Source organism: Shewanella spartinae (assembly GCF_019457555.1).
Taxonomy (GTDB): domain Bacteria; phylum Pseudomonadota; class Gammaproteobacteria; order Enterobacterales; family Shewanellaceae; genus Shewanella; species Shewanella loihica.
On sequence record NZ_CP080418.1, the window covers coordinates 1,207,931 to 1,224,829 of the forward strand.

General features: G+C 52.9%; 15 protein-coding genes and 1 other annotated feature. Of the genes, 11 read left to right on the forward strand and 4 right to left on the reverse strand.

Annotated elements, in window-relative coordinates; all coding sequences use genetic code 11:
* Positions 1–240 precede the first annotated feature (240 nt).
* Positions 241–783, forward strand: a complete 543-nt coding sequence (locus K0I31_RS05340; RefSeq protein WP_220080148.1) for an Mpo1 family 2-hydroxy fatty acid dioxygenase — start codon at positions 241–243, stop codon at positions 781–783.
* A gap of 66 nt (positions 784–849) precedes the next feature.
* On the opposite strand, the gene K0I31_RS05345 is transcribed toward K0I31_RS05340, so the two are convergent.
* Both K0I31_RS05345 and K0I31_RS05350 read right to left on the reverse strand, forming a co-directional pair.
* A complete protein-coding gene (locus K0I31_RS05345; RefSeq protein ID WP_011864864.1) occupies positions 850–2,133 on the reverse strand; it encodes an HlyC/CorC family transporter in 1,284 nt (427 codons plus the stop codon).
* Between the two features lie 146 nt (positions 2,134–2,279).
* Entirely contained in the window at positions 2,280–3,068 is a 789-nt protein-coding gene (locus tag K0I31_RS05350) for a cytochrome C assembly family protein (RefSeq protein ID WP_220044554.1), read from the reverse strand.
* 292 nt (positions 3,069–3,360) lie between these two features.
* Here K0I31_RS05350 and ffh point away from each other — a divergent pair, with 292 nt between their 5' ends.
* The 10 genes from ffh (at position 3,361) to K0I31_RS05400 (ending at position 13,470) form a co-directional block, all read left to right on the forward strand.
* Positions 3,361–4,734, forward strand: a complete 1,374-nt coding sequence (gene ffh / locus K0I31_RS05355; RefSeq protein WP_220044555.1) for a signal recognition particle protein — start codon at positions 3,361–3,363, stop codon at positions 4,732–4,734.
* Between the two features lie 205 nt (positions 4,735–4,939).
* Positions 4,940–5,191 carry a 30S ribosomal protein S16 gene (gene rpsP / locus K0I31_RS05360; protein WP_011864867.1) on the forward strand — a complete coding sequence of 84 codons (252 nt, stop codon included), beginning with the start codon at positions 4,940–4,942 and terminating at the stop codon, positions 5,189–5,191.
* 20 nt (positions 5,192–5,211) lie between these two features.
* The gene (gene rimM / locus K0I31_RS05365; RefSeq protein ID WP_220080149.1) at positions 5,212–5,742 is read left to right on the forward strand and encodes a ribosome maturation factor RimM; all 531 of its coding nucleotides are present in this window, start codon (positions 5,212–5,214) and stop codon (positions 5,740–5,742) included.
* A gap of 15 nt (positions 5,743–5,757) precedes the next feature.
* A complete protein-coding gene (trmD, locus tag K0I31_RS05370) occupies positions 5,758–6,504 on the forward strand; it encodes a tRNA (guanosine(37)-N1)-methyltransferase TrmD (RefSeq protein WP_220044556.1) in 747 nt (248 codons plus the stop codon).
* Positions 6,505–6,538: 34 nt separating this feature from the next.
* Positions 6,539–6,889, forward strand: coding sequence for a 50S ribosomal protein L19 (gene rplS / locus K0I31_RS05375; RefSeq protein WP_011864870.1), 351 nt, complete (start codon positions 6,539–6,541; stop codon positions 6,887–6,889).
* Between the two features lie 395 nt (positions 6,890–7,284).
* Positions 7,285–8,376 (forward strand): 3-deoxy-7-phosphoheptulonate synthase, encoded by a 1,092-nt coding sequence (locus K0I31_RS05380; protein WP_220080150.1) that lies wholly within the window; start codon positions 7,285–7,287, stop codon positions 8,374–8,376.
* A 14-nt stretch (positions 8,377–8,390) separates the two neighbouring features.
* Positions 8,391–9,530 (forward strand): bifunctional chorismate mutase/prephenate dehydrogenase, encoded by a 1,140-nt coding sequence (tyrA, locus tag K0I31_RS05385; protein WP_220080151.1) that lies wholly within the window; start codon positions 8,391–8,393, stop codon positions 9,528–9,530.
* 537 nt (positions 9,531–10,067) lie between these two features.
* Positions 10,068–11,732 (forward strand): hydroxylamine reductase, encoded by a 1,665-nt coding sequence (gene hcp, locus K0I31_RS05390; protein WP_220080152.1) that lies wholly within the window; start codon positions 10,068–10,070, stop codon positions 11,730–11,732.
* A 61-nt stretch (positions 11,733–11,793) separates the two neighbouring features.
* Entirely contained in the window at positions 11,794–12,861 is a 1,068-nt protein-coding gene (locus tag K0I31_RS05395; protein WP_220080153.1) for an FAD-binding oxidoreductase, read from the forward strand.
* 273 nt (positions 12,862–13,134) lie between these two features.
* Positions 13,135–13,470, forward strand: a complete 336-nt coding sequence (locus K0I31_RS05400) for a hypothetical protein (RefSeq protein ID WP_220080154.1) — start codon at positions 13,135–13,137, stop codon at positions 13,468–13,470.
* Between the two features lie 76 nt (positions 13,471–13,546).
* Here the strand turns inward: K0I31_RS05400 and K0I31_RS05405 are convergent, their stop codons facing one another.
* Positions 13,547–15,511, reverse strand: a complete 1,965-nt coding sequence (locus K0I31_RS05405) for a chorismate mutase (protein WP_220080155.1) — start codon at positions 15,509–15,511, stop codon at positions 13,547–13,549.
* A 50-nt stretch (positions 15,512–15,561) separates the two neighbouring features.
* Positions 15,562–15,684, reverse strand: a sequence feature (Phe leader region).
* Between the two features lie 832 nt (positions 15,685–16,516).
* The gene (gene hpf, locus K0I31_RS05410) at positions 16,517–16,891 is read right to left on the reverse strand and encodes a ribosome hibernation-promoting factor, HPF/YfiA family (protein ID WP_011864877.1); all 375 of its coding nucleotides are present in this window, start codon (positions 16,889–16,891) and stop codon (positions 16,517–16,519) included.
* Positions 16,892–16,899 lie beyond the last annotated feature (8 nt).

Sequence of the window (16,899 nt, forward strand, 5' to 3'; positions counted from 1 at the left end):
CAGCTGCTGTTTAACTAGCTGTGCATTAGCCTCTCCTGGGTTAAGGTTCAGAAATATAGGCTGTTTTAATTTCGTTTTCGGTGCTTTGTGTCGACGCATCGCACTGGCATCTGTTAATAAAATGTTTTAGGTTAGGCTAACTGAGACGAGCGTCAAACTTAGCCTGACAGTCTAAAATGGCGGTTGCCAGGATAGGGCTGGCTTTGGTCTCGCAAGATAAAAAGACTATGGAGCCGAGCCATGAAATCTGCGATCGAGCAGTTATCCACCTACAAGAGTGTTCACCTCAACCCCACTAACATCGAGACCCACTTTGTCGGTATCCCGCTGATCATCTGGTCGGCCTTCGTGATGTTAAACACCATCCCCTTTAGCCTGTATAGCTTCGGCTCCACAGGGCTGGAGCTCAATGTGGCCGTGCTGTTTGCCTGCGCTGTATTGATTTATTACTTTGCGCTGCATGCCAAACTGGCGCTGGGGTTGGTGCTGTTTATCCTGCCCGTGCTCTACACCTCCTTCTTGGTATCGCGGATGGAACAGGCCTGGCCCATCGCCATCGGCGTGTTCGTGATTGGCTGGATCTTTCAGCTCATTGGCCACAAGTATGAGAAGGCCAAGCCGGCCTTTATCGACGATCTTAATCAGCTGTTGATCGGCCCCTTCTTCCTGATGGCTGAGCTCTATTTTATGCTGGGACTGGAGCGCGACTTAGACGAGGCGATCACCCCGCTGGCAAGAGATAAGCGTCGGGCCCTGACCCATGCCAGTAAGCATGACAATTAAAAATTTTGGTCGCTATGGGATAACAAAAAGGCGCCTTAGGGCGCCTTTTTTGATCAATAGTAAGGATTAGTTGCGACTGCCCTTGGGCGCCTTGTAGTGCTGGGGCATGACCCGCACCGTCTTCACCATGTTGTCGGCCACCTCGACTACCTCAAGCGGATAGCCTGAGAGACGCATAGAGGTGTTAGGCTCGGGGATCTCCTCGAGATACTCAAGGATCAGGCCGTTGAGCGTCTTAGGCCCGTCGATGGGGAAATGCCAGTCCATCTCCTTATTGAGATCGCGGATGTTGATGGTGGCGTCGATAAGGAAGCTGCCATCTTGCTGCTGGTTGATATCTTCGCTAGGCGTGGTGATCATCGAGGTGGTAAAGTCGCCGACGATCTCCTCGAGAATATCTTCCAGCGTTACCAGTCCTTGAATATCACCATACTCGTCTACTACCAGGCCGATACGTTCCTTGTTCTGCTGGAAGTTGGCCAGTTGCACGTTGAGGGGCGTGCCCTCGGGGATGAAGTAGATCTCTTTTACCGCCCGCAGCAGGGATGACTTACTAAACTGCTGCTTGGATTGCAAGCGCAGGGCGTCTCTTAGGTGAACGAAGCCGACGGCATCGTCTATGTTATCGCGGTAGAGCAGGACCCGGGTGTGGGGACTCTGAATCACCTGCTTGTTGATGCGGCTAAAGTCGTCGTTAACGTTGATGGCGTAGAGATCCGAGCGCGGGATCATGATGTCCTCGACCGTGACCTTTTCCAGATCCATGATAGAGAGCAGCATCTCCTGGTGGCGCTGGGGGATTAGGGCGCCGGCCTCGTGCACAACTGTGCGCAGCTCCTCTTGACTCAAGGCATCATCGGCCTTTACCGAGCGGATACCCAGCAGGCGCAGGAAAGTCGAGGTGATAAAGTTAACTATCTTCACTAGGGGAGATAGCAGCACCAACAGGGCTTTGAGCAGTACGCTGGACGGGAAGGCGATACGCTCAGGGTGTAAGGCGGCGACGGTTTTTGGCGTCACCTCGGCAAAGACTAATACCACCAGAGTGAGCACACCCGTGGCGATGGCCACCCCAACATCACCAAACAAGCGAATCCCCAATATGGTGGCGATAGCCGAGGCGAGGATGTTCACCAGGTTGTTGCCGATCAGAATCAAGCCGATCAGTCTGTCTGGGCGCTCTAGCAATCTGATGGCGCGTTTCGCGCCCTTATGACCATTGTTGGCCAGATGACGCAGGCGATAGCGATTGAGCGACATCATGGCGGTTTCGGAGCCGGAGAAATAGGCGGAGATGATGATGAGTACGAACAGGATGATGACAAGTACGCTGGTGGATATAGCTTCCAATCAGTGGCCCCACTTTGGCGTTGATGAGTAAGAATAGCGTTAAGATTTAGTAAATACAGCGATTTGGGCTGTGAGTCAAGTTCACCTAGGTCGCACTTTAGTCCATCTTGACCTAGGTGAAGTGTGCGGAATTTAGCGTGTCTGGCCTATTGCAGGATCAGTTCTTTGACGATGCGGGCGCCGAAGTAGGCCAGTGACAGCAGGGTTGCGCCAGTCAGAGTGTAGGCCACGGCGGTGCGGATCTTACAACCTACCCAGTACTGCTGCGCCAGCATGGCGATATAGGTAAACCAGGCCATGATAGACAGGATCGCCTTATGGCCCTGGCCGTCGGCAAACATATCATCGAGGAAGATAAAGCCAGTCGCCAGCGACAGACTCAGGAGTACCACACCGATGATTACCAGATGATAGAGCTGTTTCTCTACCGTCATCAGCGGTGGAATCGCCGGGCTCAGCATCAGCTGCTTCTTCTTCAGCTTGTTTTGAATCATCGCCAGTTGGATGGCATAAAGCGCGGCGATCATCAGGGCGCTGTAGGCCATCAGCGACAGCACCACGTGGGCCAGCACCTCGGGGTAAAGCTCGAAGTGGGTGATATATTTAGGCGGTAATAGCCACAGCAGGGCCACAGAAATGACGGAGCAGGCATAGACCACGGGCACGACGACGATCACCTTGAGACGGAACATCAAGATGGTGAAGGTGAAGGCGATGATCCAGTTCACCATGGAGATCACATTGGTCAGGCTGAAGTTTTGACCGTCACCGGTGAAGATGGCCTGAGACAGGGCGGCGGCATGAAGCACCACGGCCACGGCGGCGAAGGCGGCTACGGCTTTACGGTTTGGACCATCGGCATGAAACAGTCGGCTGACGACCAAGACGAGTGCGATACTGTAGAAGAAAATGGCTGAAGCCGAAAAAATCACCATCGAAAATTAACCTATCGTTATGTGAGCTTTCTTGTGGTCATCGACCTGCGCGAGGCGGTCGAGTTTTTATCCTTAGTTGATCGTTAGAATAACACGATGGATGCTATTTTGGGCAGAGGCTTTACACATAAAAATTAGCACTTTCTGAGCGTTACTCCTAAGTTTTGACATTTTTACCCTACAGCAGATAACTTGCCTAAGCCATAACTTACGCTGCGCGGTAGCATAATATCTGTGCATCGCTATAATACTGCCCCAATCATGTAAATTCTAAACGGTAAAGAACGCGATAATGTTTGAGAACCTCACCGACAGATTATCACGCACCCTGAAAAATATTAGCGGTCGTGGTCGCCTTACAGAAGACAATATTAAAGAAACGTTACGCGAAGTGCGCATGGCGCTGCTGGAAGCCGACGTCGCCTTGCCCGTTGTACGCGCCTTTGTTAACAGCGTTAAAGAGCGCGCCGTAGGCCAAGAGGTCACCAAGAGCCTGAGCCCAGGCCAGGCCTTCATCAAGATCGTCCAGAGTGAGCTCGAAAATGCCATGGGCGAAGCCAACGAGGCGCTAAACCTCTCGGCGCAGCCGCCTGCGGTGATCATGATGGCCGGTCTGCAAGGTGCGGGTAAGACCACAAGTGTTGCCAAGCTGTCTAAGTTCCTGCGTGAAAGACAGAAGAAATCTGTATTGGTGGTCAGCGCCGACGTCTATCGTCCGGCGGCGATCAAGCAGCTGGAAACCTTGGCCAATGAGGTCGAGGTCGAGTTCTTCCCATCGGATGTATCGCAAAAGCCTATCGACATCGTCGATGCGGCCATGGCCCACGCCAAGCTCAAGTTTATCGACGTGGTGATCGTCGATACCGCGGGTCGCCTGCATGTCGACGAGAGCATGATGGACGAGATCAAGGCGCTGCACGCCGCGGTCAAACCGGTAGAAACCCTGTTTGTGGTCGATGCCATGACGGGTCAGGACGCGGCCAACACCGCCAAGGCCTTCAACGAAGCCCTGCCGCTGACCGGTGTGGTACTGACCAAGGTCGATGGTGACGCCCGTGGTGGTGCGGCGCTGTCGATTCGCCATATTACCGGCAAGCCGATTAAGTTCCTGGGTGTGGGCGAGAAGACAGATGCGCTCGAGCCTTTCCATCCGGACCGTGTTGCTTCGCGCATTCTGGGCATGGGTGATGTGCTTTCCCTGATCGAAGAGGTTGAGCGCGGCGTCGATAAAGAAAAGGCGATGAAGCTGGCCTCTAAGGTCAAGCAAGGCGGTAGCTTCGATTTAGAAGACTTCCGTGAGCAGCTACAACAGATGAAGAACATGGGCGGCATGATGAGCATGCTCGAGAAGCTGCCCGGTGTCGGTCAACTCCCTCCAGAAGCCCTGGCTCAGGTGCAAGACGGCAAGCTAACGGGACAAATGGAGGCTATTATTAACTCCATGACCCCAGGCGAGCGTAAGCGCCCAGAGATCATTAAGGGTTCTCGTAAGCGTCGTATCGCCATGGGTTCAGGTACCCAGATCCAGGACGTCAATCGTCTGCTCAAGCAGTTCACTCAGATGCAGAAGATGATGAAGAAGATGTCCGGTAAAGGCGGCATGAAGAAGATGATGCGCGGCATGAGTGGAATGCTGCCTCCCGGGATGAAGATGCCGGGACGTTAATCGTCTGACTTTGTATAGATTTAGCTAAGTCCATTAAGGGTTTTCAGCCCTTAGTGGGCTTGCTATTTTTGCGTGAAAAACGTTGCATTTGTCGCCGGTTCAGGTAGAATCGTGCGGCTTTCTATCTGGGACTCTTCGCGAACACGGGGTTCCAGTTTTTATTTTTGCTTCAGAACGAAGCAAATCATTAGAGGATAAAAGACGCATGGTTACCATTCGTTTAGCTCGAGGCGGCGCAAAAAAGCGTCCATTCTATAACATCGTTGTTGCTGACAGCCGTAACGCTCGTGACGGTCGTTTCATCGAACGTGTTGGCTTCTTCAACCCTGTTGCTCGTGGTCAAGAAGAAGCTCTTCGCTTAGATCTTGATCGTGTAGATCACTGGGTTGCTAACGGTGCTGCTACTACTGATCGTGTAGCGAAACTGATCAAAGACGCTCGTAAAGCTGCTGCTTAATAGCGTTTAGGTATAGATTGATGAGTAGTCACCAAGAACCTGTCGTACTAGGCAAATTAGGCGCTAGTCACGGCATTAAAGGTTGGTTGAAGATCACTAGCTATACCGATTCTGTCGAAGATATTTTTGACTATTCACCTTGGTTGATTAAAGAGCAAGGCGAATGGCGCGAAGTCAAGGTTGCACAGTGGCGCTATCAAGGTAAGGCGATTATCGCCGCCCTGGAAGGCGTAACCACTCGAGACCAAGCGCAAATGCTCACTAACTGTGAGATTGCCATTCCCGCCGACGCGATGAAGGCACTGCCGGAAGATGAATTCTACTGGCGTGATCTTATCGGCTGTGAGGTGGTGAATACTAAAGGCTACAAGATGGGCAAGGTCGACCAGATCGTGGAAACAGGATCGAACGACGTGCTGCTTGTGAAGGCCAACGCGAAAGATGGCTTTGGCAAAACGGAACGTATGATTCCTTTTGTTACCGAGCAGTTCATCCTTGAGGTGAATCTGGCGGAAAAACAAATTTTAGTGGATTGGGATCCGGACTTCTAAGTCGAGGGACAACAGATGTGGTTAGGGGTAGTAACCCTGTTTCCAGAGATGTTTCGTGCCGTAACAGACTTTGGTGTAACGGGTCGGGCCGTAAGTAACGGTTTGTTAGAGTTGCAAACGTGGAATCCCAGAGATTTCACCCATGATAAACATAGAACAGTGGACGACAGGCCTTACGGCGGCGGACCTGGAATGTTGATGATGGTGCAGCCTCTACGTGATGCCATCCATGCAGCGAAAGCCGCTGCGGGTGATAAGGCTAAGGTGATTTATCTTTCTCCTCAGGGACGCAAGCTGACACAGCAGGGCGTCGAAGAGTTAGCTAAATCGGAGCGTTTGATTTTAGTGTGTGGTCGCTACGAAGGTATCGATGAACGTATTATTCAAACGGAAGTGGATGAAGAGTGGTCGATTGGAGATTACGTGCTTTCGGGCGGTGAACTCCCTGCGATGACCCTGATCGATTCGGTGTCTCGTTTGGTTCCTGGCGTGCTAGGTAAACAAGCGTCGGCAGAGCAGGACTCCTTCTCTGACGGATTACTGGATTGTCCCCACTATACTCGCCCCGAAAGCCTAGATGGTATCGATGTACCGGCGGTATTGCTTAGCGGCAACCACGAAAATATTAGACGCTGGCGATTGCAGCAGAGTCTCGGAAGAACTTTACTGCGGCGACCAGAATTATTTGAAAATCTAGCTCTGACTGATGAACAAACCAAGCTGTTAGCCGAGTTTGTTAATACCGCCCAAGCAGGCGAGTAAAAATGGTCAGTTATTACTAGTATGGAGTTTATTCATGAATAACATCATTAAAATGCTCAACGATGAGCAAATGAAGCAAGACGTACCAGAATTTGGTGCAGGTGACACAGTAGTTGTAAAAGTACGTGTTGTTGAAGGCGGTAAAGAGCGTCTACAGGCGTTCGAAGGCGTTGTTATCGCTAAGCGTAACCGTGGTCTGCACTCTGCATTCACTGTACGTAAGATCTCTAATGGCGAAGGTGTTGAGCGTGCGTTCCAAACTCACAGCCCGCTCATCTCTAGCATCGAAGTTAAGCGTCGCGGCCGTGTTCGTCGTGCTAAGCTTTACTACCTACGTGAGCGTTCAGGTAAGTCTGCACGTATCCGCGAGAAGCTTGCTAAGTAAGCACTCGCTAAAACGTAAAAAAAGATGCAGTGTTCGCACAATGACCCGCCTTATGGCGGGTTTTTGTTTTTTAGGCATTCGCTAATGAATTGCGCTGTTATCCTCAGCATAGCCTTGTGCATTTTCCCTTTTCCTATTCTCTTACCTGACTGATCCCACCTGACTGATCCCTCCTGGCTAAACCTCTCTTGGTAAATCCACTTTATTGGCAAACCCCTTCTCTTTAGCCAGCGCTAAATGGGGCTTTTACCGCTTCGATCGTGAATTCTGCTTGAAAAGCAAATTTCTGCTTGATCTAAATTTATGCAGCAGGCATAGTTAGCCCACAGGTGTAATGGTGTACCATTACAATATTGCATTTAGATATGAGAAAACACACTAGGTTGGTGACAGGTATGCAGCAAGACACGATTAATAATGTTCACATCAGCTCGGAGAAAGTGCTGGTGACCCCGGAAGAGTTAAAACAACAACTGCCCCTGTCGACTGCCGCCTATCACTATGTGCTTAACGCGCGCCGCACCGTATCGGATATCGTCCATAAGCGTGATAACCGAGTGCTGGTGGTCAGCGGTCCCTGTTCTATCCACGACATCGCCTCGGCCAAGGAGTACGCGCTGCGCCTCAAGACGCTACACGATGAGCTTAAAGATGAGTTCTACATCCTGATGCGCGTCTACTTCGAGAAGCCGCGTACAACCGTGGGCTGGAAGGGGATGATCAACGATCCCGATATGGATGAGTCTTTCGATGTCGAGAAGGGGCTGCGTCAGGCGCGCGAGTTGATGATCTGGCTGGCGGAGCTGGGACTGCCGGTGGCCACCGAGGCGCTGGATCCTATCAGCCCGCAATACATCTCCGAGCTGGTCACCTGGTCGGCCATCGGCGCGCGCACCACAGAATCTCAGACCCACAGGGAGATGGCGTCCGGTCTCTCCATGCCAGTGGGCTTCAAGAATGGTACCGACGGCAAGCTGGGGGTGGCGATCAACGCGCTGCAATCGGCGGCCAGCAGCCACAGATTTATGGGGATCAACCAGGCGGGTCAGGTGGCGTTGCTACAGACCGCGGGTAATCCTGATGGTCACGTGATCCTGCGCGGTGGCAAGACGCCTAACTATGATGCTTCGAGCGTGACCGAGTGTGAGCAGCAGCTGCATGCGGCCAAGCTTAACGCCCGCTTGGTGGTGGATTGCAGCCACGGTAACTCAAGCAAAGATCACACCCGCCAGCCGAGCGTCTGTCAGGATGTGTTCGATCAGATAGCCAATGGCAACAAGTCGATCATAGGTGTCATGCTGGAGAGTCATCTGAACGAAGGCAATCAGAGCAGCGACAAGCCGATGAGTGAGTTGGCCTATGGGGTGTCGGTAACCGATGCCTGCATCGACTGGCAGACCACAGAAGATCTCCTACGTCAGGGTGCGGCACAATTAGCATCGGTTTTACCAGGCAGATTTGCTATGCTCAAGGCGGTCAATGCCTGATGGAACACGCGCAAATGAGTGAGAAAACCACTAACGAATTGGAAAAACTGAGAGAGCATATCGACAGCGTCGATCAACAGCTGCTACATCTGCTGCGAAAACGCCTGGACCTCGTGGCCCAGGTGGGCGGCGTCAAGCATGCGGCCGGCGTGCCCATCTACGCGCCTCAGCGCGAGGCCTCCATGTTGGCCAAACGTCGGGAAGAGGCGGCAAAGATGAATGTCTCGCCCCAGCTGATCGAAGATATTCTGCGCCGCCTGATGCGCGAGTCCTATCTCAACGAGAAGGACGTCGGTTTCAAGCAGGTGAAGACGGATCTGGGCCATGTGGTGATCGTCGGTGGTCAGGGCAAGCTAGGCGGCCTGTTTGCGCAGATGCTGAGCCTGTCCGGCTATCAGGTGAAATCTCTTGATAAAGACGACTGGCAGCAGGCCGAGGCGATATTCGACGGGGCAGGGATGGTGATAGTCACTGTGCCTATCAGCATCACCTGCGAGCTTATTCGCGACAAGCTTACCAGCCTGCCAAGCAGCTGTATCCTGGCCGATCTCACCTCCATCAAGGAGAAGCCGCTCGAGGCGATGCTCGCCAGCCATCAAGGCCCGGTAGTGGGTCTGCACCCCATGTTCGGCCCGGATGTGGGCAGCTTGGCCAAACAGGTGGTGGTGGTGTGTCATGGCCGCGGTCGCGAGCAGTACGAATGGCTGCTGGAACAGATAGGGATCTGGGGCGCTCGCCTAGTCGAGGCCGATGCTCAGCAGCACGATAAGGCGATGCAGCTGGTGCAGGCGATGCGTCACTTCTCCTCCTTCGTCTATGGCCTGAATCTCTATCGTGAGGCGGCGGATATCGACAACCTGTTGCAGTTCAGCTCGCCTATCTACCGACTGGAGCTGGCGATGGTCGGGCGCCTGTTTGCCCAGAGTCCCGAACTCTATGCCGATATCATCTTCGCCCAACAGGAGAGCCTGACCGCAATAGGGGATTACCTGGATAACTATGCCCAGGCGCTCGAACTCCTGAAGCGCGGCGACAGGCAAGGTTTCATTCGCGAATTCGAGGAAGTGGCGGCCTGGTTTGGGGATTTTGCACCTCAGTTCCAACGCGAGAGCCGGGCGATGTTGCAGTCGGTTAATGATATGAAGACAGGCTAATCGATAACCTAGGGAGGGTGTGAATAAGTCCCGTGCTTGCTCTGCGTGTGCTTAAAGTGGATAGATGCAAGGCACAGTTTGCAGCGAATGGCCGTAGTCCTTCGCAAGAACTGTAACGCAGCAAATACCGCTGTAAGCCTCGCCCTGCGGGGCTTTGATAGCAACACCATTTCGGCGTTATTCAACTTCAGCAGGCCTCGGCATGCCTTCAGTTGAATGCCTTGAACTGTCGCTGCTATCAAAGCCAGAGCTGTGCGACGACTTGTTCGCACCTTCCCTAGATTAAAACTCCCTGGCGGCGTCCGAGTGATTGACACTCGGGGCGCCGTCTTTCTTTTGGTCCCCTTTAAAGGATAACTTGCTGTTTTAAATTGTTTTACCATATTTTTTAAAAACTTAGTTTCGCATAAGCTAATTTGATCCGCTTCATAGTTTCTCACATTGCTCGCAAGTTTCACTTTTGTGCCTGTGTTTACCACAGTAGACTCCGCTTAAAACATGTAAAGAAAAAGCATGATTAAATAAAGGAGCAGTATTGTGTTTTGTATTCAGTGTGAGCAAACCATTCGTACCCCTGCCGGCAATGGTTGTAGTTATTCCCAAGGCATGTGTGGCAAGCTAGCGGCCACCTCAGATCTGCAAGATCTGCTGATTTATATCTTACAAGGCGTATCTGCCTATGCGGAAAAGGCGCGCGCCTTCGGCATCATAGACCCGGCCATCGACACCTTCGTGCCTAAGGCATTTTTCGCCACCCTCACCAATGTGAACTTCGATGACGAGCGCATCATGGCCTACACCCAGCAGGCCTATGCCTACCGTGCTCAGCTTCAGGCGGCCTATGAGGCGGCTTGTAAGGAACAAGGGCAACCTATCGAGAGCCTGATCCCCGCCGCCAGCCTGGTACTCGCCAGTGTGAAAGAAGAGATGCTGGCCCAGGCCGCTCAGGCGCTGCCTAATCGCGGCAAAGAGGAGGTCAACGAGGATATCATGGGCCTGCGTCTGCTCTGTCTCTATGGTCTTAAAGGCGCGGCCGCCTACATGGAGCATGCCCGCGTATTGGATCAGACCGATAGCGAGGTCGCGGCCAAGTTTCATGAGATCATGGCCTTCCTAGGCTCAGATTCTGTCGATGCCGACAAGCTATTTGCCACCGCGATGGAGATAGGTCAGCTGAACTATCGCGTGATGGCCATGCTCGATGAGGGCGAGACCCAGGCCTTCGGTCATCCGGAGCCGACTCAGGTCAACACAGTTGCGGTGAAGGGCAAGGCGATTCTGGTTTCAGGTCATGACATGAAAGATCTCGAGCTTATTCTTAAGCAGACCGAGGGTAAGGGGATCAACGTCTTCACCCACGGCGAGATGCTACCGGCGCTGGCCTATCCCGAATTGAAGAAGTATCCACACCTGGTCGGTAACTACGGCAGTGCGTGGCAAAACCAACAGAAAGAGTTCGCCAACTTCCCTGGTGCGGTGGTGATGACCTCTAACTGTATTATCGATCCTAATGTGGGCGACTATGCCGACCGTATCTTTACCCGCAGCATAGTGGGATGGCCGGGCGTTACCCACATCGTTGGAGATGACTTCTCCGCGGTGATCGATAAGGCCTTATCCCTTGAGGGCTTCACCTATGATGAGATCCCCCATCACATCACCATAGGTTTTGCTCGCAATGCGTTAATGGCCGCCGCGCCTGCCGTTGTGGAAAATGTGAAAAACGGTTCCATCAAGCACTTCTTCCTGGTCGGTGGTTGTGACGGCGACAAGGCCGAGCGCAGCTACTTTACCGACATCGCCAAGGCGGCGCCTAAGGACTCCATTATCATGACCTTAGGCTGTGGTAAGTATAAGTTCAACAAGTTGGCCTTCGGTGATATCAACGGGATACCACGCTTGCTGGATATCGGTCAGTGCAACGATGCCTACTCGGCGATTCAGCTGGCGATCGCCCTGTCTGAGGTGTTCGAGTGCGAGATCAACGAACTGCCGCTGAGCCTGGTGCTCTCCTGGTTTGAGCAGAAGGCGATCGTTATCCTGCTGACTCTGCTGTCACTGGGCGTGAAGAACATACGCACAGGCCCTAGCGCGCCAGCCTTCTTGACGCCAAACCTGCTTAAGGTGTTGGAAGACAAGTTTGGCCTGCGTTCTACCACCACGGTGGAGCAAGACCTTAACGCTATTTTAAACGTTGCCTAAAACGCCCCCCAAACGTCCACGGTATTGCCGTGGGCGTTTTTTCTTTTTTGGTAAGTCACCCATGAATCAACAAGATTATCTATCACCCAACTGGCAAACAGGCGAGACTAGACTCGTCTGTGTCGAGCGCTGGCAGGAAACCCATGATGTGACCAGCTTTCGCTTTCAAGGGGCGCAGCCGGTTAAGTTTCATTTTAAGCCGGGACAGTTCATCACCTTCCTGCTGGATATTGAGGGGGAGCGGGTCGCCCGCAGCTATACCATCTCCTCGTCCCCCTCGCGTCCATACTCCCTGGTGGTAACCATCAAGCGTATTCCTGGCGGGCGGGTGTCGAACTATCTGGTCGATAACCTCAAGGCGGGACACAGCGTCAACGTCAGCGGCCCGGCCGGCGCCTTTAATCTGATCGACATTCCCGCCAGTCGTTACCTCTTCTTAAGTGCCGGCAGTGGTATTACCCCCATGTATTCCATGTCGCGTTGGCTGACGGACACTCAGGTGGGCAGTGATATCGCCTTCGTGCACAGCGCTAAGGCCATGGAAGATCTCATTTTCCATGAGGCGCTGCTGAAGATGGCCCAGCGTCATCCCAATATGGCGCTGCACTACAGCTTGGAATCGGGCGAGTTACTCGAGGCCTGTGCTAGTTTTGAGGGCAGATTAAACCTGGAGGTGCTCGTGAAGGCCGTGCCCGATTATCTTGAGCGCACCGTGTTCGTCTGTGGCCCCGAGCCCTACATGCAGGCGGTGAAGGCAATGTTGCAATATGCTGGGTTCGACATGAGTCGTTATCATCAGGAGAGCTTCGGTGCGCCGTCCTTCGCGTCTTCACAGCAAGTAGAAGGGCAGGACGAGCTTGCGGGTTCTACTCCCTTCACGCTACAGATCGGTGATCTGTCTACGCCCCTCACTGGTGAGCAGACGGTACTAGAGGGGATAGAGGCGAAAGGCTTGCCCATTATCGCGGCCTGTCGCTCGGGCGTCTGCGGCGCCTGTAAGTGTCAGGTGCTAAGCGGCGAGACAGAGTCCAGCAGCGAGATGACGCTGACACCAGCTGAGGTAGCGCAGGGCTTCATTCTTGCCTGCTCGACGCGATTAAAGTCTGATGTGACCCTCTCATTGGCATAAGAAGTGCTGGCTGGATAAGAGCTATTAGTCGGCAAAGGCGTGGAGCTTCAGCAAAGAATCTCGCCAGCTCTTACGGCATCTCTTTTAGCAGAGGCGCTATTGCCTGCGCAGACAGTTTGGCACTCTGCCAGCAGAATTGTCGCGCTGGGATAAATCGATCGCAAGATTTGCGCTAAAGACGATGACACAGTATGGTTAATGATAGGACTAGGCGCAGAATGGCATCTGGTTCATTCCTTATCCCCTGTGTGGAATTTGTGTGGAGCGCCCCTTATGGTATCGACTACGTCACAGCCTGTCGTTTTAGACGACCATAGCCTTGGCCATCTACTGTATGCCTTGATGTCGGCCTTTCCGCTGCTGTTACTGCCGCCTCTGTTTGCCCTAGTGATCAGTCTCGGGCAGAAGGGGGATAAGATGAGCAGCTTGCTCTATTCACATATTCGTTGGCAGCGTTGGTCGATTATCTCCTTGTTTTCGCTATTATTGCTGGCCTATTTAGTGCCCCAAGGCTGGGTGGCCGTGAGTTTGTCACTGCTGGCGCTCTTGTGGTTTTGTCATCGCACCATCAAAGGCTGGATGAATCTGGTGGATGGCCTGGCAATTTAAGTTTATCGGCAAAGAAAAAGAGGACCTCTGGTCCTCTTTTTTTATGACTTAGCAGCTCTTGTTATGACACAAGTGACTAGCCACGGTAGAGACGGGCGAGGATGTCGCTATGCCCCTTAAGTTGCTCTGGGTCACTCACGCCCAGCACCAGGCCATCGGCCTTGAGCGCCTTAGCTGCGCCCGCTTGGCTAGCAAGCTCCTCTTGCTGACAGGCGTAGCGGGTGTTGAGCAGTACCGGTAGGTGGCTTCTCTCTTTGAGGCTGATCAGGCCTGATAGGTCTAAGGTGGGGCGCTGCTGCTCGTTGAACGTCCTGATGCCGGCCTCGCTCAGGGCCAATTGTTGATTACCCGCGGCTAAGATGATCTCGGCGGCACCCAGCCACTCATCCAGGCTGGCCATGGTGTTGCGCTCTAAGATAACCGGCATGTGCAGGGCGCCAACTTGTTCGAGTAGATCGCGATTGTGCATCTGCTTGCCGCTGATCAGCAGCATGTCGGCATGATCGCTGGCCAGGGTCAGCTCGCTCTCATGTTCGATGGCGACGATACAGGCCAGATCAAACTGGTTCAGGGCTCGGCGCATCTCACTCAGCTGGCGATTGGCCATGGGGTTAGTATTTAGCTCGCTGACGGTCACCGCCTGGAAACCCGCCTCCTTTATCTGTTTCGCCAGTTGGCTGAAGTGGCCAGACTCTTGGGTCAGCGCCAATTGAGCGATGGCGCCAAACTGACCGTCGCCTATCTGTAGCTGTCTGCAGATGACGCTGGTGACCTGTGGATGTTCGGCCAGGCTATGACGCTGGTGTTTGGCATCCTGCTTCTCTTTGGCCTGTTGGTCCGCCTCGCGGCTGGTGGTGGGCTCAATCATCAGCTGACTGTTGCTTAGCTGGGTGGGGTTGACGGTTTCGCAAGGGTAGCAGCCCAGCACCTTGATGAAGCGAGTGATGCGCTCAAGCTCCTTCAATGCCTGCTGCATCTCGTCGCTGGCAAGATTCGCGTCGAGATCCAGATAGAACATCTCTTCCCATGGTGTGCCTGGGATAGGGCGGGATTCGAGCTTGCTCATGTTGAGGTCATGGGCCTTTAAGATAAGCAGGGCTTCCACCAGGGCGCCGGGCTTCTGTCCCGTGGCCATGATGAGGGTTGTCTTGGCCGGTAGTTGCTCGGGCACCGCAATCGCCTTCCTGGCCACCACTATGAAGCGGCTCTGGTTGATCTTTTGGTTGGCCAGCTCGCGCTCAACAGCCTCGAGTTGATAAAGGGCGCCCCCTTCGACGCTGCCTATGGCGGCGACGCTGTTGTCGTCGGCCTCGAGTACCCTCTCCATGGCCTCGGCGCTACTGGAGCAGTATTCCAGTTTGAACTCGCCATGTTGGCTCAGGTAGCGACTGCACTGACTGATGGGTTGCGGATGGGCATAGATGGTCTTGATCTGCTTAACGTTGGTGCCGGGCTTGGCCAGCAGGCAATGTCCTACCTCTATGGTGGTCTCGCCGACGATGGCCAGGCTGGTGTGTTGCAGCACGTCATAGACTTCGTTGATCGAGCCTGAGGAGGTGTTCTCGATCGGCAGGAAGCCGTAGTCCGCATGACCGGATTCCACCGCCTGCACTATCTCATCGAAGCTCTTGCAACCCAGATCCTGCATGCCCACCTGACGACGTTCGCAGTAGCGGGTAGCGGCTAGATAGGAGTAGGAGCCGCGAGCGCCCAGATAGGCGATGTTATATTGCTGCTTCTGCAAGTCTGGATTGGCACGCCCCTGTAGGTAGGCCTGCTGGTTCAATACCGAGTCTTCGATGATGCTCTGATAGAGAGAGAGGACATAGTGGGCGTCGAGTCCCTGCTCGCGTCCCTGCTTAACCAGGCGGGCCAGCAGCTCTTTCTCTCTCTGGGTGTCGCGTATCGGGCGAATATCGACCTCTTTGCTGCGGGCGACATCAAGGCTCAGTGCCCGTCGTTTGGCCAGCAGTGCCAGCAGTTCATTGTCGAGTGCTGTGATCTGTTCCCGGGTATGGCTAAGGGGATGTGGTTTGGTCATGCTGTCCTCTGTCGTTGAACGCTTCTCGATTACTAATACAAATAACTACAAATAAAAAAGCCCCCCATAATGGGAGGCCTTGGAATTTTTACTTTCGTTTTTACACCGAAATTCCGCCTCCCTAGAAGGGTGGAATAAAAAAGAAAGTAAAAAAAGCTTGGGTGTTCATTTTCATAGCCTTCAAATTAAGCCCTGCTCAATACCCTGTCAATCAAAAAAGGGACAAAGTGAGAATTTATCCCTTTGGGAATAAGCCGCCGGCTCTGACTGGGGGAGTCGCTATTAATAGAAAGCGCACCTATTGAGGTGCGCCGGGAGAGTAAAAGATCAGAATTTAAGATGGGGCATCCTCCTTTGCTTGTCGCCTGCAGATGAAAGCACTGCGGCAGGTGATAAGGGAGAGGCAGCGGGCTAATCGACTAGCGGTGATCCAATGGCCTGTTAACGTCTACTACGTTGGTTTGCCTTGATTGGTTATCTGGCTGCCTCAGTTAGGGAAAAAGCACTCAATATTAAAATGGGACTGCGCTCCTTTCTCACTACTTAGGGGGCAATAGTTTGAGATTATCTCAGCGGCCACCCTATGGCTCTCGGGGACGACTTGTTTGGCGCTATGCCTGGTTCCTATTTGGGCTCATCTTAAGCCTTAGGTTGTGTGAGTCGCCTACAATAAATCAAACGTGAAAGATTAACGTCTTGCGTTTGGCTAATGTGACCTCTTACTCCTGTGTTGGCTTTTATGTGACATCAGAGACGGCACTTAATAGTAAGTATAACAAGGGCGGACAACATAGCTAGTTCGTTAGCTGAGTTCTACGGCTTCTTATTGAAGGCCTGTGGCTGGTTTGAATGTCCGTCCTCGTCTTTTGCCTGTCGCTGTACCTTTATTTAGGTGGCGATTTGATTATCCACCAAGTTTGGGTAAGTGGCTTTTGTGCCTGTTCGTTAGCGTTCGTTCCTCGGTCTATGCCTGAGGCGATATTTCGCCACTTACCGTTAAATCTGTTACGCCGCGTATTCCTTATCTATTGTCTCGTCATACTCGTCGTCTAATTCGGCGCTTTCTGGCGTTGGGCTTGTCGCTGGAGCTGTGTAGCGAGCTCCTTCCGGTTTGTGGCTGAGGCGATTGAGCTGTTTCTCCAATTTTTGACCCATTGCATTGATTGCTGCATAGAGATCTTTGTCTTTCGCCTGAGCAAATAAGGTGTTGCTTGGTATACCGACTGAAGCTTCTATCTTAAACCCTTGCTTCTCTTGACCTATGATTACATGTGGATTTATGAGCTGTACATCGTGTCTACTTAGTTTTTCTAAACGGCTCTCGATACGTTCACGGATAGGAGTGGTGACTTCGAAATCTTTACTTGTAATCTTTATCATATGTCGAA